Source organism: Aquimarina mycalae (assembly GCF_029906345.1).
In the GTDB taxonomy this organism is placed as follows: Bacteria; Bacteroidota; Bacteroidia; order Flavobacteriales; family Flavobacteriaceae; genus Aquimarina.
The window spans coordinates 468,110-493,709 of the sequence record NZ_JARYGY010000003.1; the positions used below are offsets into that span (position 1 = coordinate 468,110).

A 25,600-nucleotide genomic window follows, 5' to 3' on the forward strand; every position below is an offset into this window, starting at 1 on the left:
GATATGAGAGAATTCCAACAGAACCATACTTCCAAGAATAAAAAGAAACCAAAAGTAACCATCTTACAAGCTTTTAAAACGATAATCTGGCCAAGAAGAAATTTGGTGTTTATTGGTCTTATTCTAATTTTTTTCAATAGAGTTGCAGGTTTGGTTTTACCTTGGAAAAGTAAAGCTCTGTTAGATGATGTTGTACCTAGTCGAGATATGAGACAATTGTATGAATTACTTATTATTGTTGGGGTTTCAATACTGATTCAAGCAACTACTTCTTTTTTGTTAACCAGAGTTTTAAGTGTACAAGCACAATTTTTAATTTCTGAATTACGGGCCCAAGTGCAAAAAAAGGTACTCTCCTTGCCTATCAGCTTTTTTGACAATACAAAATCTGGAGCTTTAGTATCCAGAATTATGAGTGATGTAGAAGGTGTCCGTAATTTAATCGGAACAGGATTGGTGCAATTGGTTGGTGGTATATTTACCGCTATAGTTTCGGTTGTATTACTTATTGATATAAATTTATGGATGACACTATTTGTGTTAATCCCTATTACCTTATTCGGAATAGTGGCCTTAAAAGCGTTCAAGTACATTCGTCCAATTTTTAGAAAACGTGGTGTTATTAATGCAGAGGTTAAGGGACGATTAACTGAAACATTGGCTGGTGTTAGGGTTATAAAAGGCTTTGGTGCAGAAGAACAAGAGAGTAAAGTATTTGAAGAAGGAGTAGATCGTTTATTTCAAAATGTAAAAAAGAGTTTAACCGCTACTGCACTGATGACCAGTTCTTCTACCTTTTTATTAGCTGGTATTGCCTCTACAGGAATTATGGGGATTGGTGGATATTATATGATGGAAGGCGTTATGACTGCAGGTCAGTTTTTATCATTTACGATGTATTTAGCCTTTATGATTGCTCCTATCGTACAAATGAGTAATATCGGTAGTCAATTAACTGAAGCATTAGCTGGTCTGGACCGAACAGAAGAGCTCATGAATATGGATCCAGAAGAAGATCCAGAAAATCGTACTATACAATTAGAAAAGATACAAGGTGATATTATTTTTGACGATGTGTCTTTCTCTTATGAAGAAGGCAAAGAAGTATTGCATAACATCAGTTTTAGGGCTCCTTCTGGAACAGTTACTGCTTTGGTAGGAAGTTCTGGTTCGGGTAAATCCACCATTGCAGGATTATCAGCTACATTTCTGAATCCAAAATCTGGTCTTATTACTATTGATAGTCATGACATTTCTAAAGTAAATCTAAGTAGTTATCGACGTAATCTAGGAGTTGTTCTGCAGGATGAGTTTTTGTTTGAAGGTACCATAAGAGATAATATCTTATTTCCCAGACCAAATGCAACCGAAACTCAATTACAACAAGCTGTCATAGCAGCATATGTCAATGAATTCACAGATCGTTTTGATGATGGATTAGATACCTTAATAGGAGAACGTGGTGTAAAACTATCAGGAGGACAACGCCAGCGTATTGCTATTGCTCGAGCAATTCTTGCAGATCCTAAAATCATCATTCTGGATGAAGCTACCTCAAATCTAGACACAGAAAGCGAAGCATTAATACAAAAGAGTTTAAGTGAACTTATGAAAGGACGTACTACATTTGTAATTGCGCATAGATTAAGTACTATTAAAAGAGCAGATCAGATATTAGTTATTGAATCTGGAAATATCGCCGAACGCGGAACTCACGAAGAATTGATTGCTGCAGAAGGACGATATTTTGATCTGTATACATATCAGGCAAGAATTTAAATAGTATTACATTTTAATATCAATAGATCACATTCCTAATTCTCGAGGAAAAAAACTTCTCCTTTATTTCTAAATAAAGGAGTATCATAAAACTGTTTCTTACACGATGCTATCATCATACATAAAATCATGATGCTATTTAGGACGCTCAAGTTCTACTATATATAACTCTACATAAAACTGTTTGTTTGTTTTATAAAACTTATCCCCCTGATTATCAATTTATAATATGTAAATGTCCGTTTTTGGTAATCAAAGTCCGTTTTTGCAATTTTTTATAAATAACATTACCATAGATTTGTCGTTTTGACAGGGTATACAATTATTATTAATGATTGTAAATTATTAATTCAAACCAATAAGTTCCTAAAACCTACAATAATCTTAACCATGAAAAAAAACATTTTTATTCTATTATTATTTGCGTTCACATTGATTAATTGCAGTAATGATGAACAAATAGGATCCTCGGATTCATCCAATCCCACTAATTCAGCCGAAAGTATAGAGGTATTTCTTGGACAGACTCATATCCTTCAACCCGAAGACCCTTTATTTGGTTTGGTGAGTGAAAGGGATGCTTTAATTAAAGTACAAGTAATATCAGAAAATGGTGGTCAAGCGCCAATAGTAAATGCTATTTTATCATTAAACGGCACCACACAAACCTTACAATTAGAAGGTCCTTCAGAACTACCTACATCCTTTGAAATAAACCCTGGTAAAGTACAACATACTTTTGACGATAGCTTTACTGCAACCATTACTAAAGATTGGATCAAACCAGGGCTTTCAATTCGAATAGAAGCTGGAGATGAAAATAAACAAATTGATAATTTAAAAATTGGAGCGCCAAACAAAATCATTATGACAATGTTTGATACGCACTTTTTTCAATATTCAGTTGGAGATTATCCAACAGGTTGGAAAGAAGAACTAGAAGCCAAATGGCCATCTTCAGGAATTGAACTTATCAGAGTACCTAATGTTGTATTTTCTGAGTTAACAGTTCCACCCAGAGGAGGTAATATCATAGCTGCTCGAGTTTCTTCAAAAGAAGAATACAAAGATATTACAGGTTATAATTTTGATGGAGAACAAGCCACAGCCTCACAATGGAACAGGGCTCTAAAAGAAGCAGCAGGAAAAAAAGGTAGATACTCTTTGTTTTACACTAACATTTATGGTGTTTTTTCTGGAGGACAAGCAGGCGGATTTGCTGGAGTAGGAAATGGCAAAAAAATAGGGTTACTACATCATGAACTTGGCCATGCTTTTTCATTACCACATTGGGGTAACAATAATGAATATCCTTATAAAGGAGACATGCACGGAATAGAGGCTCCAGACATTCATAATAAAACACATGCAGGTCCCACTTGGGCTTATGATCCAGTTAAGAAGTACCTTATTCCACCAACTATACAGGAAAATACAATAGGATGGAAAGGCGAAGTCGGACAATACAAAATAGATCCAATGCAAGGTGGCGGAACAGGATCTCAAGAACAACAATATCTACTAAATCATTTTTCTGATTACTCTGTAAACAAAATGAGAAATTATCTTCAAAATCATATTGTTATCTGGAACGAACAATCAGGAAACTACGCCAGTTGGGACTCTAATACTGGGGGTTATAACAATATTTTGGATAATAATGGAGTGAATTTTGCTAAAGAAAGAAATGTTGAAGTTCTAAGTGTTATGGCTGGTGTGAGCTCTTTAACTCCACAAGCTAATATTATATATCCACCAATTGGTCCATACCAGAGTGGTCTTATAGATCTTTTTAATCCTGAAATTGAAGAAGATAGATTAAAAGCGGATGAAATATATTGTCCAAATGGTGGTTGTGATGTAAGCCTAAGAATAGTCCAAGGTGGAATAACCAAATTGTATATGTTACCATTAGAGATGGATACTTCTGTAGAACCGTCGAATGCAAGAAGCTACAAAACAAAAGCTCTTAACCTAAGAGCTAGTGAAGGTACTGTTACTAAAATAGAGTTATTATCGACGCCTGATGTTGAAAAAAACGGCTTACCTGATAGTCCAATAGTACTATACACTTGGAACAACTAATACAATATAATACTACCTCTATGATTTTTGATTTCTTCTATTTAACAGCTTCAAGGCAATAAATAGTTATTAAACAGAATTTAAATCAAACCATGTTATGAAAATTTATCTAATCTTGTCATTTTTGTTATTTTCTATTTTTATTAATAGTCAAACCATCACAGGTGAACTGCAAAAATGGCATCGGATCACACTCACATTCAACGGTCCTACAGTAGATGAAAACGATGCTACAAACCCGTTCAGAAACTACAGAATGAATGTCACTTTTACTGGTCCTTCAAATCAGGTTTATGAAATCCCAGGTTTTTTTGCCGCTGACGGAAATTCCGCTAATACATCTGCTACTACAGGCAATAAATGGCGCGTACATTTTGCTCCAGATGAAGCAGGCCAATGGTCATATACGACCTCTTTCAGAACTGGTAATGATGTTGCTATAAGCACTAATACATCAGAAGGAACAGCAACCTCTTTTGATGGTACTACTGGTACAATTACAATAAACGCAACCGATAAAACAGGAATCGATAATAGAGCCAAAGGTCGTTTAACTTATGTGAATCAACGCTATTTACAATTTGCCGAGAATAATCAATACTTCCTAAAAGCTGGAGCTGATTCTCCTGAAAACTTTCTTGCTTATGATGATTTTGATGATACCCAACCTTCTAAATCCTGGTCTCCGCATGAGATGGATTGGACCGCAGGTGATCCAGTATGGCAAAACAACAAAGGAAAAGGTATTATTGGTGCTATTAATTACCTTTCTTCAAAAGGGATGAACGTTTTTTCATTTTTAACCATGAATGTGAACGGTGATGGAGATGATGTATGGCCATGGATCGCTTCTAATACAAGAGATAGATTTGATGTTTCAAAACTAGCACAATGGGAAATACTTTTTGATCACGCAGATGCAAAAGGAATGTTTTTACATTTTAAAACTCAAGAAACAGAAAATGATCAATTATTGAATAATGGAGATCTGGGCATAGAACGAAAATTATATTATCGAGAACTTATTGCCAGATTTGGACATCATCTTGCATTAAACTGGAATCTTGGAGAAGAAAATGTGCAATCTGAACAGCAACGTAAAGATATGGCTCAATATTTCTTTGATACAGATCCATATAATCACCTTATTGTAATGCATACAGGTCTTGGTGGATACAATAATTATACACCTTTACTAGGCAACAATTCTAAATTAACTGGTGCGTCTTTACAAACCCAGATAAACGATGTTCATGAGGTTGTAAAAGATTGGGTAGAAAATTCTGAAAACGCAGGAAAACCATGGTGTGTTGCTAGTGATGAAATTGGCCAATCTTCTATTGGCGTAGCGGCAGACAGTGATTATAATGGAGACACAGGAAGTCAAAATGACAATCGCATTGCAGTAAGAGGAAAAACACTTTATGGAACTTTATTAGCAGGTGGTCATGGCGTAGAATATTATTTCGGTTATCAAACTGGTGAAACCGATCTGTCTTGCGAAGATTTTAGAAGTCGTGCACATAAATGGGAAGATGCAAAAATCGCCATTGATTTTTTTCAGACATATCTCCCTTTTACAGAAATGAATAGTAGTGATAATTTGGTCTCGAACACTGATGCATATTGCTTTAGTAAAAAAGACGAAACATATCTAGTATACTTACCAGCAAATGAAACTACTTCAATAAATCTAGGTACTAACGGAGATATATATGAAGTACAGTGGTTTAACCCTAGAAATGGTGGAAATTTACAAAACGGAAGTATTACCTCTATTACAGCTAGTGGTTCAACTACTATTGGGAATCCTCCTACCGAATCTGACAAAGACTGGTTAGTTTTAATACGAAACAACACGATCCTTTCTAATCCAGAATTTATATCTGATGGTTTTACAATGTATCCAAATCCAACAAACTCCTCGTTTACTATCGATGGATTAACCCAAGAGATGTATCATCTAAAAGTGATTAATGCTGCTGGACAGGTAATTTTTAAAACAACCGTATCCAATACTAGAAATAAGGTATTAACTAATAATCTGAGCAAAGGAATTTATTTTATCAAAATATCTGATGATCAGAATGAAATCTCTAAAAAATTAATTATTAACTAATTCAAATTTACTTTAAAACACACATATTATTTTACTCCAAAAAAAAGATCAAACCTAATGAAAAAGACTATTATTTTATTGCTATTAAGCATCGTCATACAATTTAAGAGCACTGCTCAGACTGAAATTAATCATACCTACACTAAAACTGAAGGTCCAGACAAAAACCCTTTAAAAGGTTGGAATTCTGGATGGTGGGATAGTTATGATATAGCATCTGTGGGTTTTCAATATTTAAAATGGAAAGATTTTGAGCCTACCAATGGAAATTTCAATTTTGATGCTGTAGAAGATGTTATAAATCGACCAGGATCAACTGGAAGACATGTTATCTTAAGACTATATGCAGACTGGTTTGGTGCAAATCAAACTTCTGATGCTGGACCTTCATGGCTTTACAATGATTTAGGAGTAGCCAGATTACAGTCTGGTGGTAAATATATTACCGATTATAATAATACAAATTATATAAGTCAAGCTATAGAAGCTATAGAAGCATTGGCTGATCGTTATAATGATGACCCTAGAATATATGCTATTCAATTAGGTGTGTTAGGATATTGGGGAGAGTGGCATACCTTTAGTTATGACGACCCTAATTTTGATATTTCTGAGACTGCCAGAACACAGATAATTAGTGCCTATAAAAGTAATTTTTCTAACAAACAATTGATGGGTCGCTACCCATGGAGAGATCCTTTATCTTCTACTGGCGGTATAGGTTTCCACAATGATTTTTTTGTTCCAAACAATGGACATAGTGATGAGTTTGATGATGCAATAGATCAAGGAAATAAATGGCGTCAAGGGCCTGTAGGAGGCGAAGTTCCTCCAATCGATAATAGTGAAGAATTTATGACTGCATTATATGAAACTCCTAAAGGAATGAGTATGATTGAGACAGGGCATTATTCTACCATGAAAGTTGGTAGTGATGAGAGACCTTGTGCAAACAACTCAAATAGTCAAAGATGTCAGGGTTTTATGGCGATGCATCGTAAAATGGGATATAACTTTCAAATCGAATCCGCTTTGTTTGCAGAACGTTTAGCAAATTCTGATAACCTATCTGTAACGATAACCATTTCTAATATTGGTGTAGCGCCTCTATACTATGATTGGGATGTTCAGTTTGCCTTAGTTGATCAAAATAACCTGCCAGTACAAGTGTTTGATAAAACATACGATTTGACAACTATAGTAGATAATTCATCTAAAACGATCACGCTATCAAGTGCATTAAATGTATCTGTAGGTGATTATCGATTAGCAATACGGTTAATTCAACCAGATGCTGATACACCCAAAAATGCACCTTGGAAATTAGATGCTAGAAATACCTATATTCTTTTTTCTAATGAAATGACTGTCATTGACGGGCAGTGGAATGCCAATAATGCTTTAGTTGGTGGATGGTCTATTTTAGGAGATGTTACGGTTCAAGATGCTACCTTGGGAGTAACTACTTTTGATCCACTAGAAAACGCTATAAACATTTATCCTAATCCGTCTAATAAGCATTTAACTATACTGGATAAGAATAATATAGGATTAAATGAAGTACAATTTATTGATATGACAGGACGAATAATTCAAAAAACTTATATAGAGAGTTTAACTAATAATACAAAGACAATAGATATTTCGCATCTGTCGGCTGGTGTATATAATTTAATTCTTAATGCTGACGCTGGTAAAGTCCAAAAACGATTTGTAAAACAGTAAAATATTATAAATCAAGGATTTTTTGCTATCTATAAAGAAGCACTTTATACAATTAAAACTACCGTTTATACATAGGGTAACGTTTCTGCTTTTAATTGTACATACATTAGTTCTTCATTAAGAATAACAAAAAAAGACCCTATGAAATTAATTAAAAAAAATGCGCACTTAAATGTTTATATATTATTGTTATCTATAACACTAATACAAATTAGTTGTGACTCAGATAATGATGATAGTATAGTTATACCTGATAGTAATCTTATTACTATTAGCCAATCCGAAATCAACTTTGGTGAAGTTGTTCAAAATACTTCTGGAAAAAATCAGAATGAAATAAGTGAAGTTACACTTACGTTGACTAATAATTCAGATGAAATTCTAAATAGCTTGGGAGCTTCTATTGAATTTCCAGGAAGCGTAAGTGTTAACCTTTCTTTTTCGCCATTAGATCCAGGAGAATCTATTGATGTTCCTTTTACATTTGCTCCTGGAAATCTTGAACCTGGAATATATACAGGTACAGCTACACTTACTCCATCCATTGGAGAACCATTAGAAGTAAAATTGGAAGCTACAGTTATTGCCGCTTCTGATAATGCTGGCAAAATTAGTTTAAGTTCGAACGTAGTAGATTTTGGTGAGGTTACCCAAAGTACTTCTGGAAAAAATCAAAACGAAGTAAGTGAAGTTACGCTTACCTTAACAAACAACTCAAATGAAATTTTGCAAGGTTTAGCATCTTCTATTGAATTTCCTGGAAGTGTAAGCGTTAAACTTTCTTTTTCTCCTTTAGCACCAGGCGAATCTATAGATGTTCCTTTTACATTTGCTCCTGGAAATCTTCAACCAGGAATATATACGGGTAAAGCTACTCTTACCCCTTCTATAGGAGAACCCTTAGCAGTTGAATTAAAAGCAACTGTTATCTGAGTTTTCAATAATTCAATTGTCAATGTTAAGCACGTTAGAAAATATTTTCTAGCGTGCTTTTTCATGAATTTTATATTCAGGAGATATTATAATTCAATGATTATCACATTAATTTTGTCGGGATTACTTCTATATAGCGACTGACTAAAAAAATAAAATCCTTGCACAAATTCTTGATGTACATATTGATGTTATTTACTATTGGTTCTTTGCAGGGACAAAAACAGTACTATGAGTACTTTTTGGATTTCTTTCGCACTGCAAATCCAGAAGTGCATAAAAATGCTCTAACTCATATTAAAACGAATTGGTCAGAAAGCTCTGAGGTTTTAGCCATCGAAACTTTATACTTCCTCCAAAACGCAAACAATTCGCTGAAAATTCTAAACTTACTTCAGAAAAAAACAAAAAAATACTATCATCTTGATTTTAATGCATGGTATGAATATATATGGAACAAAAATTATACATATACTGATGATTATTATACATTTAAAGCGCTTTTACATCAATCTATAGATCAGCGATTTAATAAATACTTTCTCAATCGTCAAAACCAATCTGATATTAGGCTTGATGAAGTACGTTGGGGCGGCGTACTTCAGGATGGAATACCACCCTTACGAAACCCTAAGATGATCCAGGCTTCTTCAGCACAATATTTAAAAGATTCGGATATTGTTTTCGGAATTGCTATTAATGGAGATATCAGAGCTTACCCGAAACGAATTTTAGCTTGGCATGAGATGTTTACTGATATTGTAGGAGATATTCCCGTTGCAGGAGTATATTGTACACTTTGTGGTACAGTAATCCTTTATAAAACACAAAAAGATGGTGTTCAATATAAACTTGGAACAAGCGGTTTTTTATATAGATCCAATAAACTGATGTATGACCAGAAAACACAATCTTTATGGAATACACTTTGGGGAAAACCTGTAATTGGCCCATTAGTTGGAAAAGGAATTGAACTAGAGTATCTAAGCGTTGTTACGACTACCTGGGGTAATTGGAAAAAACTGCATCCAGAAACTACTGTATTATCATTGTTCACTGGTCATAATAGAGATTATGGCGAAGGAGTCGCTTATAAAGATTATTTTGCAACGGATAAATTAATGTTTTCTGTCCCCAAAAAGGATACTAAATTAAAAAACAAACAGGAAATATTAGCTATTAGATTGCCTTCAGAAACTGATGAAAACATTGCAATTTCTTCTAAATTCCTTAATAAGAATAACATTTATAGAAATCAAATTAACACTAGAAACTTTACTGTGTTTACGGATAAAAGTGGAGCTCATAGAGTATATTTTACTTTAGAAATAGAATTTTCATCTTACAATAAAGAATCTGAAGCAATCGATGCTAAAGGAAATACCTGGGTTTTATATGAAGACGAATTAAAAAACAATATCACTGGTAAGGTTTTAAAACGTTTGCCGACCCATAATGCTTTTTGGTTTGGATATAAAGCAGCCTTTCCTGAGGTAAAACTTATTAAATAACTATAAATAAGAAGACCCTAATAAAATAGGGTCTTCTTTGGTTTAAGTATACATATACCTAAGTTGGTTAAAAAATAATTAAACTATTTCTAGAACTTCTTGTCTTAATTGTTTAGCAGCTGTAACCATGATTTCAAGAGCTTTTTTAGTTTCTTCCCATCCACGAGTTTTTAGTCCACAATCTGGATTAATCCATAACTGATCTTCAGAAATAAACTGTTGAGCTTTAGCAATTAATGAAACCATTTCTTCTATAGAAGGAATTCTAGGAGCATGAATATCATACACTCCAGGCCCTATTTGATTAGGATATTTAAAATCTGAAAAAGCATCTAATAACTCCATTTGTGATCTGGAGCATTCAATCGTTATTACATCAGCATCCATATCAGCAATGTGACCAATGATATCGTTAAATTCAGAATAACACATATGTGTATGTATCTGTGTTTGATTAGCTACTACACTCGAAGATATTCTAAAGGATGCTATCGCCCATTCTAAATAACTGTTCCAATCTCGATGTTTTAATGGTAATCCTTCTCTTAATGCTGGTTCATCGATCTGTATAATTTTAATCCCATGATCTTCTAAGTCTTTTACCTCATCTCTAATTGCGAGTGCAATTTCTTTACAAGTAATAGCTCTAGGCTGATCATCTCTTACAAAAGACCATTGCAACATGGTTACTGGACCAGTAAGCATTCCTTTTACTAGTTTAGGAGTTAACGATTGTGCATATAATGTCCAATCGACTGTCATAGAATTAGGTCTATGAATGCTACCATAAATAATGGGTGGTTTCACACAACGAGACCCGTAACTCTGAACCCATCCAAACTTGGTAAAAGCAAAACCATCTAATCGTTCTCCAAAGTATTCACCCATATCATTACGCTCGAATTCTCCATGTACCAGTACATCTAGTTCTATTTCTTCTTGCCATTGGATTGTTTGTTTAATTTCCTGTTTTAAAAATTGATCATATTCTTCTTTTGAAATGTCTCCTTTTTTATACTTATACCTCCAACTTCTAACTGCTTTTGTTTGAGGAAAAGATCCGATAGTTGTAGTCGGAAAAAGTGGTAATCCCAAATCTTCACGTTGTACTTCTTTACGAAGCTTAAATGAATTATCTCTAACCATATCTTTTTCTGAAATTGTGGTTACCCTCTTTTTTACTTCTGGATTGTGAATAAGATTAGAGTTACTCCTATTAAAATGTGATGTTATATTTTTGTCGAGCTTGTCTAATATTTCATCTTCTTTATTGAAATCCACAAGTCGTTTTAACACAACTACTTCATCTAGTTTTTGTTTTGCAAATGATAACCAATCAATAAGTTCTAATGGCAAATTCTCATTTTGATTTTCGAGTTCTAAGTCACAAGGAGCATGAAGAAGTGAGCAGGAAGGTGCTATCAAAATAGTATTCTCTTTTCTTTTTGCTATTGCTTTATAAATATATTCTAAAGATTTTTGAAAATTATTTTTCCATACGTTTCTACCATCTACTACTCCTAATGAAAGTTGCATGCGTACAGGAATACTGTCAAGCACTTTATCTAATTGTTCTGGACATCTTACCAAGTCTATATGGATTGCATCAATCAGCAATTCTTCTGATATCAATTCTAAATTATCCTCAATCCCTTCAAAATAAGTGGTTACCAATATTTTTAAATCAGGAAAGGTGCTTTTTAATTTCAGATAAGTTTCCTTGTATGCTTCTTTTTCTTTCGTTGTTATATCTAATCCCAAAAATGGTTCATCTAACTGAATCCATTCAGCTCCTAACGCTACTAATTTTTTGATTATATCTACATAAACTACTAACAATTTATCTATTAGTTCTACTCTATGAAAACCTGCTTCTTTTTCTTTTCCTAATAATAAGTATGATATCGGTCCGATTAAAACAGGTTTTGTTTGTATTCCCAATTCTTTCGCTTCATAGAACTCATCAATCACTTTAGAAGAAAATTGTTGGAATTCTTGATCTTTATAAAATTCGGGAACAATATAATGGTAATTAGTATCAAACCATTTGGTCATTTCCATTGCAGTTATATCATGTTCATCATTTTGATACCCTCTTGCCATTGCAAAGTATAAATCCATTGGATTAAGGTTTCTAGCTAGTAAATTTTGATACCTTTTAGGAATAGCACCAACCATTAATGACATATCTAATACATGATCATAGAAAGAAAAGTCATTGGATGGTATTAAATCTATACCTGCTTTTTGTTGCAATAGCCAATTTTCTTGTCTAATGTTTTTTCCTACCTGAAGTAGGTTTTTGTACGTAGTTTTTCCAGACCAATACTGCTCTGAAACTTTTTTCAATTCTCTTTTGCTACCAATACGCGGGTAACCAAGGTTGTGTGTAAGCATAACTTTAAACTTTTAAAAATTAATATTAACTTTTAAAGCTCTTTGGGTAAATTAGTACGCTACGAGAATGAAGAAAATTAAAATGGTGCATATGTAATTGTTCACCAAAAAGGTAATTATTTTTTTGGTGTGCATCCAACTTAACTAAAGCTTCAATTCGCGAAAGCATAGTCAATTCAATAGTAGGCAGGTCTCCTGACTTGTAACATTTTTATCATCCTTCCCATCCAGTAACTAAGACAGTGGATATATATTGATAAAAACTATATGGTTACTTACAGTTGCGCGACAGTTCGTGATTCTCACACGATTCCCTATTAATTTACACTTAAGTAAAACCTATATTGGTTGATCTAGAATTTTATGTAAAGAACTTTCTATACTATAAAAGTAACTTAAATAATGCTATGATCCTCCTAAAAAGACGCTAAAAGAATATTATTAAACATTCATAATTTAAAACCAATCTTAACTTGATATTTAATAATTTTAGAATAGAAATATTTAAAATCATGGAAAATAATATAAGAGGTGGCGATACTCCAATCCCTTGTCAATTAGAAGCAGATAAAAATTATGCTTGGTGTAGTTGTGGTCACAGTGTTGATCAACCATTCTGTAATGGCACTCATAAAAAAGAAGGAGGTACCAACCCTTTAATTTTTAGTGTAGAAGAAGCTAAAGAAGCCTATTTATGTACATGCAAACAAACCAGTAATCCTCCTTATTGCGATGGTTCACATAAGAACTAATTAAAAAACCCTATTCTATAATACAGAATAGGGCCTTATTTTTTTATACGATTGTAGTTACGCTTCTTTATCAATCCAAGTAAACACAATAGATGCTATCCTAGAAATAATAAACACAATGAACCCAAAAATTGGAGGAAGTGCTGAAACCTTTAACCCACCAGCAAATATAGTGGTAGAGATATTTCCTATCGCCTCCAACTGATCAAACATTCCGACAATACCTATAAGTTGCCCTAGCATTCCCCAAACTAATGTTAACAAACCTATAGAATTTAGTAGTTTAATATGTTTCTGTAGGTTATTATTGTTTTTTCTTATTGCTAACACACCTCTCACTATTAAAAAAAAGACGAGTAGTAACATGATTAAAATAGGAAACATAAAAAACATTCCTCCTTCTTCTAATCTTTGAAAAAACTGAACAAACAGAAATGGGTTCTGTGCTTGCACTGTAGTTAGTGATATCATAATTTATTTTTTGAATTAAACATATTCAAAACTAGAATCTAAAGTTTTTGAAATATATTTTTTTCGTTCACTTACCAAATCCACATAGTTTTTAGCAGAATCAATACGATTTATAGAAACACCTATCGAATCCTGCAATAAAGGAATCTAAAATGGTTATTCATCCAAAAATAAGGTATGGAAAATAAAAATTACTGATATTGTAGGCTAATATGGTTTCTAAAGACATTATTCTTAAAAAAGTTGCAACAATATTACTGCATACCATATTTTGGGTGATTGTGCTTTTCTCGTACACATATTTTTTCGGTTATAACACAGAAGACATTAATTATGTTTTCTCTTTTTCTCTTTTTTTAATGCCTGTAACTATTGGCACTACCTATACAGTTACCGATATATTAATACCTAAATATCTAATTAAAGAAAAATACTTTCATTGCATTCTGTATAGTGTTTATACAATGATTATCTCTGCTTTTTTTATTGTTATTTCCTTTTTTTACGGCTTGATATTCTTATCCTCACTTAAATATGAAGGAATGGCTCCGATGACCAGAAGTCCTTTTTTTCTATTTATTGCAGTGTACTTTGTAGTTTTTATTGCCAGTGCTTTAAGTTTAGCAAAACATAATTATCAGTCTACAACTGCCAATCAAGAACTGAAAAATAGAATTTTAGAAGCTCAATTGAAGCTAAAAGAACAAGAGTTGAATTATCTAAAAATGCAAATTCACCCGCATTTCTTATTCAACACACTAAATACATTGTATGGTTTTGCATTAAAGAAATCTAATCATACACCAGAAATGATATTAAAATTATCCAATCTATTGGATTATCTACTATATCAATCAGATAAACCATTGGTTACTTTGAAGGAAGAAATAGATCACATTAAAGATTATGTAGCACTAGAACAAATGCGTTTTAGTGATGTATTAGATATCTCTTTACAATTTGAAAATGTAAACGATACCATACAGGTAGCTCCGATGTTGTTAATCCCATTTGTAGAAAACAGTTTTAAGCATGGACAAATTGTAGATAAAAAGTTATCAATATATATGCGCCTAAAATGTGTGGATAATGAAATTCATTTTTCCATAACAAATTCTATCTATCCATCCGACGAAAAGGATAATAAAGGAATCGGGTTAAGTAACATCAGAAAACGACTATCATTAGTCTATAAAGATAATCACGATCTTAACATATCGAAAGATCAGAACCTGTATACTGTAGAATTAATCTTAAAAAACCTAAAAACTCCTACTAATGAGTTCTAAAATATCATGCATCATTGTAGACGATGAACCTACTGCAAGAGATATTATCGCTGATCATTTGACAAGAATTGATCGTATTGAAGTAGTTGCGATATGCAATAATGCATTAGAGGCATTTAATTGTATTAATTCTCAAAAAGTAGATTTGATTTTTCTGGATATCAATATGCCTGAAATATCTGGGATTTCTTTTGCTAAATCCATTAACAAAGAGATCAAAATCATTTTCACCACAGCATACAGAGAATATGCCATCGATGGGTTCGACTTACATGCGGTAGATTATTTACTAAAACCTATTTCTTTTGAAAGACTCCTTAATGCAGTCAACAATTACTTCGAGATACATCATAAAGCTTCACCTATAAAAAATCAGGAAATAAAACCAAATGAATTTATTTTTGTTCGGTCTGAACGTAGAATGAAAAAAATAGATTTTGCTGAAATTATCTATGTAGAAAGTTATAATGATTATCTCAAAATCCATTGTACTCAGGAAACCATTGTAACCAGAGAAACCATTAGTAATATTGAGGCAAAACTACCAGTTCAACAATTTATGAGAACACACCGTTCCTTCATCATCTCCATACAAAAAATTGATTCTTTTTCTAATGAAGAATTAGTGTTAAACAACAAATCCATTCCCATCAGTAGAAATTATAAGAGTGAAGTACTAAATAGATTAGAAAATATCTAAAGGATCATCTGCTTAAAAGTATGCACTTGGTTTCTTCCCGAACCTATCTTCATATAACTGAGAAAAGCGCCAGACATTACTCATACCAATCGTGTAAGCAACCGCTTTTACACTTCGATATGTTTTGAGTTCTAATAATTCTCTTCCTTTTTGTAATGCTACTTCCTGTTGGAATTTTTTCGGTGTTAATCCAGTTATTCTTTTGATTTTTCGTTGAAACTGTCGTTGACTTAGAAAAAATTTATCAGCCAAAGTTGCAATATTAAATTCAGTATTCTCCAGTTCTCCTCCTATTATAATTTCTACCTCTTTTAGCCAATCAACATCTGTCTGCTTTATATCTTGTTCAAAACTTAGTTCTTCGGATACGATACTTCCAATTTGTAATTCTTTTATTTCTTCCTGTATTTCTTTTGCAACTATTTGGCGTACTTTGTATCTCTGCAACAAATTATGAACACGTGCCATGAGCTCCTCTGGAGAAAAAGGTTTACTCAGATAATCATCAACACCAATGGTCAAAGCCTGTAGCCTATTATCCGAATTGTCCAATGCCGTAAGCATAACAACAGGAAGGTGTCTATAGGATTCATGATCTTTTAACTCTTGTAACAGCTCATATCCATCCATCTCTGGCATCATTACATCAGAGATTACTAAATCAATCTTCTCCTTACCAAGAACGGATAAGGCCTGTTTACCGTTATTAGCAACAAAAGTATGGTATTTATGATCCAACAATTGCTGAATAAATCGCTGCATATCTGGATGATCTTCTACAATTAATACAGTGTAAGGATGTGTATCTTTTGCTGTATCTTTTTCGATTAGTAACAGCTCACTTGCTTCTTCCTCTTCTTCATGGGAATCCCATCCAGATACAGAAGTATCTGGAGTTTCTATAGCTTTATATGCCAACGTTAGTAAAAAGGTGCTTCCTTCCCCTAATTTGCTTTTCACAGTGATCTCTCCGTTCATCAATTGCACTAATTCTTTAGCTAACGCTAATCCAATACCTGTACCTCCTTGTAAGCTATCATCGGATGTTTTGCTCTGAAAAAAACGATCAAAAATATAAGGGAGATCCTCTTCAGGAATTCCAGAACCTGTATCGATGACACTAAATTGTAATTGATCTTCATCAATGACAGCAGAAAATGTCACCGATCCTCCTGAAGGCGTATGTTTAATTGCATTAGATAATAGGTTATTAATTACTTTTTCAAGGCTATCTCTATCCAACAACACATAGGTATCTTCTGAGATATCTGAAGTCATTTTATAATGAATATCCAAATGCTGTGTTAACGAATCAAAATTACTTACGACACGTCGTAAAAAAGGAATGATAGCAACTTCATCTTCATGTAATTCTAATTTATTGGACTCCAGTTTAGAGAGGTCCAGAATATCATTCACCAAACCTTTTAATTGTTTCGCATTACGCTCCACCATTTTTAATTGTACTTTTTGGTTTATGCTCAAAGGATCCTTTTGACTAGAAAGCATATATTGAATGGGACTACTAATCAACGTAAGTGGGGTACGTAATTCATGAGATACATTAGCATATAATCGCGATTTAGACTCATCCAGTTCTTCTAATGCTCTTTTTTGTCGGGCGATTTCTTCATTCTGAGAACGCAATAAAGAATTTGCTTTCTTTTTGTTCTTAAAGTTTCGGTATAAAGTAAACGCAATACCAATAAAGGCCAGAGAGATGATAATAGCAATATAGGTAATCCATCTATTTCGATCTAATTTTCGTTGCTGTATGGCCTCTTCCTGTTGTCTTTGGAAAGCTGCCTGCTGCTGTTGCTTATCAAAATTATAGGACATCTCCTTTTGGACCAAAGCACGTGTATTGGATTCATTAAAAAGTGAATCTTTGGTTGATTGGTATAAATCCAATGCCTCAAAAGCTTTCTCATATTGTCCACTTTCTTTATATATTGGATACAAGTATTTCGAAACAGAGTTTATTGTAGAAAAATCATTAGTAGTAATAACATCTTGCATTGTTTTTTCAAAAAATCTAAGAGCATGATCTTTTTTCCCTTTTAATAAATAGTTCTTCCCAAAAGCGATATTAAATTGCGATGTAAGTTCTTTATTACATTTCGATGCAATAGGAATACCTTTATTTAAATTATACAAAGCAGAATCTGGTTGCCTTAACCCATGATATGCAAACCCTATTGCTAAATAACTATTAGCCATATTACAACTATCTTTAAAAACCTTATACTGGTTTAAAGCCTGTACAGCATATTTTAAAGATTCATTATACTTACCAATTGTAGTAGTCATTTTACTTAAATTATTTTTTGCAAAAGCAATGGCTGAAGAATCCTTTGCCAAAATATAGCTATCCAAAGATTTTTGTAGGTATTTTATCGCTTTCTCATCTTGGTTTTGGTCTGAATAAACGCTAGATATATTGCCATAATAAATACCTTTTCTATTATGATTTTTTAGTTTTTCAGCTCCTTTCAAAGCTTCAAAGTAATATTTAAGAGCAAGATCTATTTGGTTATACTTATCATACATAAACCCCAACGAATTATACAAAACGGAGGCTTTTTCTATATTTCCTTTTTCTTTATAGTAACTAGCACTCTTATTAAGATAATAAACAGCCGAATCCTTTTGACCCATCTTCGAAAAGTAGTGTCCTAATAAATACATACTATGATTTATAAGGTCATCATCACCTATTTCTTTGCGTAATTTTAAACTGGTTTGGTAGCTTTTTAATGATTGATCTTGTTGTCCATCCCTCAAATAAATAGTTGCTATATTATCTAATATACTAGCCAAATCTTTTTTATTTCCCAATTGCTCAGATATATCAGCTGCATTTTCGCAATTAATAATAGCATCTTTATAGTTACCCTGACTTGCGAAAATGATCCCAAGATAATTATATGCGTTAACCATATTTGATAAGCTTCCTTTAAGCTTACTATCTTCTAAATCCTTTTTCGCATAATACACTGATTTATCATAGTCTTTTTTGATAAATGAAATAGCACATAAGCTTGTATAAGGTGAATCTATAATTCTCTTGTTTTTTTCAGGTAGCTTATTATAAACAGTAAGGCTTTTATCAAAATATGTTTTTGCTTCTATAATATTTTCTATCCTTTCATAACTTACTCCAATAAGATTAAACATTCTTGCTGTTAAAGTATGATAATCTTTTACTTCACTAATACTTAAAATTTCTTGGTATAAGATTATAGCCTTCTTTATATTTTCTTTTTTTTGATTATCTGAATCATTTTTCTCTAGCAGAATATCTCCTCGAAATGATTTTATAAACAATTCAGATTCTTCATCATTTACTTTTCTAGCCAACTTCATACCTTCATTGATATACTCGTCAACAAAATCATAATCATATTCTCCTTCTAAAAACTGATTAATTATTTTTTTATATGCAAGTAGTTTCTTATCACTTGAAACGTCCGATTCAATCACAGAAGTCAAACTATCTATAACCTTCTCTTTTTGAGAAAAAATATGATTACTACCTAGTAAGCAAAGAAAAAATATGATTAGAGGGAACTTTGTTTGCATAAATCAGTTGTTAAGAATACGTTAATTCTCTTAAATATATTAAATATTAATGACCAAAAGCCCTTCTCATAGAAAAAAGCGGGGAAACCTACCTTCTATCATCTTTATACATTACATGCATGTCGCGTTTTGTCTATTCATGTCCAATCTTGTATAGAAATGTCCATCTATGAACGGCGATGTCCATTTTTGGCTATTCGCTAACTAACTGACATACTTATGTTTGCAATCATAAATCACAAGCTCTATTTATAAACAATATAAAAACTATGATTATGTCAATTACAACTATACATCTACGAATAAGTACATCTACTAAAGCTAAATATGAATTATTAGCTAAAGTTAACCTTATGATAATACTACTATTAGGACTTATTATCTATAGGGTAAACGCATAAGGTGGTAGTAATTTAGAATCCACAAAACCAGATATCACTAATGCTGGTAAAATTAATCAACAGTCAAAAGGATTCAATTATTCATCATTATAGCCTTCAAAAGAAACAGAAAATTAAAAAAATAAAATCCATTTATTATGAAAAATATCCACAAACAAAACAGTAATAATGTATTATTTACAAAAACCTTTACTTTACTTACATTCTTATTAGTAGGTTTCAATATAGGTAACCTTAACGCTCAAACATGGACTGATAAATTAGGAAATGCCGAGAAATTTAAATTGGATGAACTGGTCATTAATACCGATTTTACCTCGAATGATAGAAGCGCACATCTTATCCTTAATGCTGGTAAAAAAAATCCATCTAGCGGATATAAAAAATATCATACGTGGCTTCTATCCAGTGATAAGGATAATGGGAATTTTTATATCTCTAATGCGAGCTACAACGACAGTAATACAATACCAAAATTTAATCACCTAGCAATTTTTGAAAGGGATGGAGATTTAGCAATCGATGGCCGTCTGAAATCCAAAAATTTGCAATTAGATTATGACATGAGATTAAATGGTAGTGAACATAAGGGAGTATTTCTTGGAGAAGGGATTGGTGATTACATTTTATATAGTTCCCCTTACAAACGTTTTGTTTCATTAAATGCTGAACAAAGTATTTCCTTTGTCGTAGATAAGCCAAAAACCTTGGATGAGGTTGTAAATCCACAATTTGAAATTAGCGAAGGTTTGGCAGAAATGAAGGTTCCTTTAGAAATTGAGTCATCGGCAGCTATTGATTTAGATGTAAAAGGTGATATCAAAGCTACAAAAATACACTTAGAGGAACTAAAATTAGGAAATACAACTTTTACCGAAAGTAATTTAACAGGAGGGGTTTCTCATTCAACGATAGATCCCAAGGAATATAAAGAATTCGAACGCCGCACCAATATGGCACTTCTTGCACTAGGAGGAATATCTGCTGTTAATACAGCAGGAAATGTTTTAAATAGCTTGGCCATAGCAACTGGTGAAGCTTTTGATGCTGCTGAACTAGCTATTGATGCTATAGAAGGAGGAGCAGAAGTAAAAACTGATATAAAGGAAAAACTTGACAATCGTGCTACAAAGAAAAGATTACGAGCCCTTGAGAAAAATTTTAAAACAAAAACTGGCTTACGGGGTATATTGGGCAGAATAACAGGAAATAAGGAATGGATAAATTTTGAAATAAAAAACGATATTACTTCACAGGAAGGTTCTATTAGTGCCAAAAAGGGAATTATTACAGGAAAGACTATAGTAGCTACAAACAATATTACTGCAAAAAAATTAGTAATTGATGATAAGGGTTCGCAAGATGACGCTGCCGAAGTAGAGATAAAAGGGGATTTGGTTGCAAAACGTATCGCCTTAAGTAGTAATACTACAAATTTTAAGAAATGGGCAGATTATGTATTTGCTAATGACTATAGATTGCGCTCATTAACCGAGGTAGAGAGATATATCAAATCAAATAAGCATTTACCAGAGGTTCCTTCTGCAAAGGAAGTAGCAGAAAATGGATTTGATCTTTTTGATATGAATGCTACATTACTTAAAAAAGTAGAAGAACTTACTCTGTATACTATAGCACAAGAAAAACAACTCAAAAGACAAACAAAACATATAAAAAGGCAAGAAGAGCGTTTGCAAAAGTTGGAAACACTTTTGCTAGAGGAAAAATAAATTAATTTTTAAAAGATAAAAAGTAATGAAAAAATTAATAAATAAATCCATTTTATTGTTAGTTGTATTGTTTTGTTGTAATCAACTTATACAAGCACAGGAACTTCTTAAGCCAAACTATAAAGATGTTTCCCCTTTAAGAGCCCAACCTCCTTTAACAAGTAAATACAATATAAATAATTTAGACACTGCAAACCCTAATAATTATTTTGATTTTCTAGCCCATAATGATGTTTCGCAAAGATCTCGAGACCCAAAGGACAATTATATTCAGTATACCTATAATTCGCCTATAACTGTATCAAGAATTAAAATAGGTCTACCTAATCTTAAGTCCCCAGATTATGATCATCTAAGGATAAAAGAATTTAGGATACAAGGAAGTATTGATGGTAAAAATTGGAAAACATTACAACTTAAAAAAGGACAAAGTTATAATTTCGGTGGCTCAGGAAGATTAAATATTTTAACCTTAAATTTTGAAAATAGTTTAGCGTTTCCTGTTAAATTTCTTCGCTTCTATCTTGTTGATACGTATGCAAAAAAAGCTTTTCAGGATTGGGATGCAGGAACCAAAGTATTAATTGGTTACTTTCTGGTATATGGAAACAACATCCCTTTTGACGAAAACCTAAGGCTTAGTATTAACCAAATACCCGTAAGTAAAGGACATGCCACTCTGGTAGTAACAAAAGACATTGCAACTACACCACCTAAAATAATTTCTTCTGTATTAATAGATGCAGGATATGACAATACTGATGCTATAAAAATAATAAATGTAATTAATAAAGAAGCTAAAGGTCGATTAGATAGAGTGTATATTACGCATGTTGATCAAGATCACTGGGGTGGTTTACGAACATACGACCCCAAAGAAAAGGAGTTTAACGATAATAAATTAGGGATTTTAGCATATAGATGCGATGCTACATCACTTGGAAACCCCTATTCGATCTTTCAAAAGAATACAAACAAGTTATTAATTTTTTACAACGAAGAAGAAGAGAAATCTCCACTTTTTCAAGGTAAATATGATAATTTTCCAATCGCTAAAATACAACTCAACCTAGCACAAAAACTCTGGAAATCCGACCAAAAACACTTAGTCCTTGGAAACTCACAAGATGGTAAACCGATCTTGTTAAAAACACTTGCGGTCAATCTTGAAATGAAAAGTAGTACTTCAAAAATAGAAACTAGCACTCTTGGTAGCGGGGCGAGTAAAAATGATCGTTCAGGAGTTATAATTATCACATGGGATCATTTTAGTTTTTTGATTCAGGGAGATTTACAAGGTGATCCCTTATCCAACAATCGCAATAATCCAGCTTTACATAGTGAAGTTTCGCGTACTATAACAAGTTATACAAGTCGGAACAATTTTTATAATTATAGAGAACTTAGACTTCCCGAAGAATATGAATATAATAAAGAAAAAGATAATCCTGCAGCTAAGTCTCTTACTTTTGATCAAATAGAAGCTATAAACCCAGAATTAAATACAGGGTTTTTTAGAATCCCTCTCATTAATTTTAATTACTTGACTAAAGAACAAGAAGATAAGTTAAGAAAAAAAACACCTAATAAAGTCTTAAACATTCTAGATAGTGACTATGTTATGAGTAATAAAGATTACATAGCTTCAGTTGATATATCAAGACATAAATTAGCAGAAGTAATTGAGACTCACAATGGAGATAGCGGTTATGGCCATGCTTGTATTGCTTTAGCACCTCATCATGGTGGTAACACTGCTAATCTATGGTTTGATACAGGTATTGCCATCATTGGTACTAATAATCGGAACGAATATGGTCATCCTAGACCAGAAGCATTAAGAAGTCTTTATACAACTTCTGGAGTCCGAGATTATTATTTTACATATTTATTAAATAAGGGAGGACATAACAGATACGATTTTGTTACCAATTATGCAACGAAATGGCCCAATTTGGCTAGATATGCACTGAAATATGAAACAGGTAAATCTAATGGAGATTATATAAAATTTGAAGTACAAACAGATCCTATAAACTCTGATTTTAAAGTTTATACTTCATCTTTTGAATATGTATCTAACGTTAATAGTAAAAAATTGAAAGAACTAGAAAGGTGCACAAGAGATCACTAATAGTCATAAAACAAGAAAAAAATAGAGCTAAAACTTTAGAGAAATTCTTAGAATAAATCAATAAAAATAAATAGTCGCACAATGAAGGTCTATTTAAACAGAGGTTACCAAAGAAACCTGGTTTAAAAAACAAACCTAATATACACGCAATGTATTATAGAGGTCATATATGATAACTTTTTTGAATGAACCTGATTGTAAGAAGATAAAACACTCTTTTAGAGTACAAAAAAATTAAGAAGATGAAATATATAAATATACTTGATTATTGGATAGTCCTGGTTTTAGTAAGTTTATCTGCAAACACATGGTCACAACATGTAAAAAAACCTACACTAAAAATTGCTATCTATTACACAGCAAATTCAAAAAGTAGTTTTGATAATTACATTGCTACTCAAGAAAAAAATGTAAAAAGTGTACTTGCAAATATAAATAAAGATATCATAACAAAATTTGATATCAAATTTATAGGAAAGACTCAACTTTCTTACATCGAACCTAAACATAGAAGTAATGATTATTCTAATAAGATCTTCGCTGATGGGTACAATCAAGTTTTAACCGAACTGGTATATCATCCAATATTCGATTACTATTATAAGAAAACAGCAAGTACATCTCACCCAGATTTCAAATTGGATAAAAATGAATTGGATTACAATTTTCTAAATTTAGATCCTATGGTTCAAAGTGATATTAATATCATACTAGTAGATGATGTAGGGAGTTATGATATAACTCTAAGAACTAACGTCCTATATAATGATAAAAATCAACTTATAAAAAGTAAGTTAGATAATCCATTATATGCGGTAATTAGCACCTATAGATTTAAAAATGACCCTCAAGCTTTGGCAATAGCTATTTATAGCATACTAGCTGACCCATCTGAAGCCGAAGCTACATCAGGGACTTTATTAACGGTTTGGCAAGAAAACGAATTTAGCCAAATAGGTGTTAACAATAAATTATCCCCCAACAATGCTAAATTGTTTCAATGCAATGTTTCTGAAATGATATTAGAGTCAAAAGATGAAAAAACAATTAATAGCTCTATAAAAAATATCGAAACAAAAAGTATTATAGATGCTGATGATAGGGTTTTGATGCTTCCTAAAAGTGGTACTGAATCAACTGTTTTATACCCTAAAAATGATAAAAATAGCTATATGGTATTTACTACGGACCTATATAATGTGGCTTCGCCAAAAAGTTGTCCATATGTCGCAACAAAGGCACCCAACAATGCAGGTAAGTCTGCTGGAAATGAAAATTTCGGTGTTCATCAGGATGATGATCTTGATACAGATATAGAGATTACTAGTAATGAGGAAATAGAAACTCTTACAGAAACTCTTATAGTCTACCCTAACCCAACAAGTGGTGATGTTACTTTTGATGTAAACGTATCAAAATCTGGAGGATATAGGTTAGCATTATATAACGTCTATGGACAGCAAGCCATGATACTAATGGATGAAAACCTAACAAAAGGTGCACATCAGATTAGGGCGAATGTGGCTGGGTTAGTAACAGGAATATATATTTATCGATTAGAATCAGATACATCAGAACCAATATCTGGAAGGATTATTGTAAAATAGTAATTAGCCATAAACACAAATCCTGTATAAAACCCATCTGCTTTTTGTAGATGGGTTTTTATGTATATTAAAAATCTTAGTTCAATTAATCCTAAGCGTGTCAGTTTAAGTGAAGTTCTGACAAGGGTTTTATGTCGAAAACAACGGTTTAGGATTTAGAAACCTATTCATTGATCATTGAACTTAGATTAAATAATGAAATTTGTAATTAATTCCAGTACTAAAAGAAACTACCTGAAAAGCTATAAAAACACTAAGATGTCAGTTTGAGCTTGTTGAAGACATTTTAAAAATCAACAAGTTAAAACTTCGACAGGCTCAGTTTGACAATAATGCTTTACTTTTCGGTCAGATTCTTCAGTATATATGCTAAAAATTTAATCCG

15 protein-coding genes and 1 riboswitch are annotated in these 25,600 nt (G+C 32.4%); of the genes, 12 read left to right on the plus strand and 3 right to left on the minus strand.

Translation table 11 applies throughout. From position 1 onward, the window contains the following. The first annotated feature begins 3 nt into the window (after nucleotides 1-3). From QBK95_RS09850 to QBK95_RS09875, 6 genes are all read left to right on the plus strand, one after another. Complete coding sequence (locus tag QBK95_RS09850) at nucleotides 4-1,779, plus strand: ABC transporter ATP-binding protein (protein ID WP_280933125.1); 1,776 nt, start codon at nucleotides 4-6, stop codon at nucleotides 1,777-1,779. Nucleotides 1,780-2,169: 390 nt separating this feature from the next. Continuing rightward, entirely contained in the window at nucleotides 2,170-3,864 is a 1,695-nt protein-coding gene (locus QBK95_RS09855) for a M66 family metalloprotease (protein WP_280933127.1), read from the plus strand. 97 nt (nucleotides 3,865-3,961) lie between these two features. Then, on the plus strand, nucleotides 3,962-5,983 hold the full coding sequence (locus tag QBK95_RS09860; protein ID WP_280933128.1) for a DUF5060 domain-containing protein: 2,022 nt from the start codon (nucleotides 3,962-3,964) through the stop codon (nucleotides 5,981-5,983). A gap of 57 nt (nucleotides 5,984-6,040) precedes the next feature. Continuing rightward, entirely contained in the window at nucleotides 6,041-7,708 is a 1,668-nt protein-coding gene (locus QBK95_RS09865) for a DUF4832 domain-containing protein (RefSeq protein WP_280933130.1), read from the plus strand. Between the two features lie 141 nt (nucleotides 7,709-7,849). Beyond that, nucleotides 7,850-8,641 carry a COG1361 family protein gene (locus tag QBK95_RS09870; protein WP_280933131.1) on the plus strand — a complete coding sequence of 264 codons (792 nt, stop codon included), beginning with the start codon at nucleotides 7,850-7,852 and terminating at the stop codon, nucleotides 8,639-8,641. 176 nt (nucleotides 8,642-8,817) lie between these two features. Beyond that, nucleotides 8,818-10,152, plus strand: coding sequence for a DUF3179 domain-containing protein (locus tag QBK95_RS09875; protein WP_280933238.1), 1,335 nt, complete (start codon nucleotides 8,818-8,820; stop codon nucleotides 10,150-10,152). A gap of 78 nt (nucleotides 10,153-10,230) precedes the next feature. Here the strand turns inward: QBK95_RS09875 and metE are convergent, their stop codons facing one another. Next, complete coding sequence (gene metE, locus QBK95_RS09880; RefSeq protein ID WP_280933133.1) at nucleotides 10,231-12,549, minus strand: 5-methyltetrahydropteroyltriglutamate--homocysteine S-methyltransferase; 2,319 nt, start codon at nucleotides 12,547-12,549, stop codon at nucleotides 10,231-10,233. Between the two features lie 167 nt (nucleotides 12,550-12,716). Then, nucleotides 12,717-12,907: riboswitch (cobalamin riboswitch) on the minus strand. Nucleotides 12,908-13,061: 154 nt separating this feature from the next. On the opposite strand from metE, the gene QBK95_RS09885 reads away from it, so the two are divergent. Next, nucleotides 13,062-13,301, plus strand: coding sequence for a CDGSH iron-sulfur domain-containing protein (locus QBK95_RS09885; protein WP_280933135.1), 240 nt, complete (start codon nucleotides 13,062-13,064; stop codon nucleotides 13,299-13,301). A gap of 57 nt (nucleotides 13,302-13,358) precedes the next feature. On the opposite strand, the gene QBK95_RS09890 is transcribed toward QBK95_RS09885, so the two are convergent. Continuing rightward, nucleotides 13,359-13,772, minus strand: coding sequence for a MotA/TolQ/ExbB proton channel family protein (locus tag QBK95_RS09890; protein ID WP_280933137.1), 414 nt, complete (start codon nucleotides 13,770-13,772; stop codon nucleotides 13,359-13,361). Between the two features lie 212 nt (nucleotides 13,773-13,984). Between QBK95_RS09890 and QBK95_RS09895 the strand changes: the two genes are divergently transcribed. Together QBK95_RS09895 and QBK95_RS09900 are read left to right on the plus strand one after the other, a co-directional pair. After that, complete coding sequence (locus QBK95_RS09895; RefSeq protein WP_280933139.1) at nucleotides 13,985-15,061, plus strand: sensor histidine kinase; 1,077 nt, start codon at nucleotides 13,985-13,987, stop codon at nucleotides 15,059-15,061. Continuing rightward, a complete protein-coding gene (locus tag QBK95_RS09900) occupies nucleotides 15,051-15,761 on the plus strand; it encodes a LytR/AlgR family response regulator transcription factor (RefSeq protein ID WP_280933140.1) in 711 nt (236 codons plus the stop codon). The genes QBK95_RS09895 and QBK95_RS09900 overlap by 11 nt, the downstream gene beginning before the upstream one ends. A 12-nt stretch (nucleotides 15,762-15,773) precedes the next feature. Here QBK95_RS09900 and QBK95_RS09905 read toward each other — a convergent pair whose 3' ends face one another. Then, entirely contained in the window at nucleotides 15,774-19,343 is a 3,570-nt protein-coding gene (locus tag QBK95_RS09905) for a tetratricopeptide repeat protein (RefSeq protein WP_280933142.1), read from the minus strand. Between the two features lie 538 nt (nucleotides 19,344-19,881). Here QBK95_RS09905 and QBK95_RS09910 point away from each other — a divergent pair. The 3 genes from QBK95_RS09910 to QBK95_RS09920 all read left to right on the plus strand — a co-directional run bounded on the left by QBK95_RS09910 (nucleotide 19,882) and on the right by QBK95_RS09920 (nucleotide 25,215). Next, nucleotides 19,882-21,474, plus strand: a complete 1,593-nt coding sequence (locus QBK95_RS09910) for a hypothetical protein (protein WP_280933143.1) — start codon at nucleotides 19,882-19,884, stop codon at nucleotides 21,472-21,474. A gap of 25 nt (nucleotides 21,475-21,499) precedes the next feature. Next, nucleotides 21,500-23,608 (plus strand): hypothetical protein, encoded by a 2,109-nt coding sequence (locus QBK95_RS09915; protein ID WP_280933146.1) that lies wholly within the window; start codon nucleotides 21,500-21,502, stop codon nucleotides 23,606-23,608. Between the two features lie 242 nt (nucleotides 23,609-23,850). Beyond that, nucleotides 23,851-25,215: a T9SS type A sorting domain-containing protein gene (locus QBK95_RS09920; RefSeq protein WP_280933148.1), complete on the plus strand. Its 1,365-nt coding sequence runs from the start codon at nucleotides 23,851-23,853 to the stop codon at nucleotides 25,213-25,215. Nucleotides 25,216-25,600 lie beyond the last annotated feature (385 nt).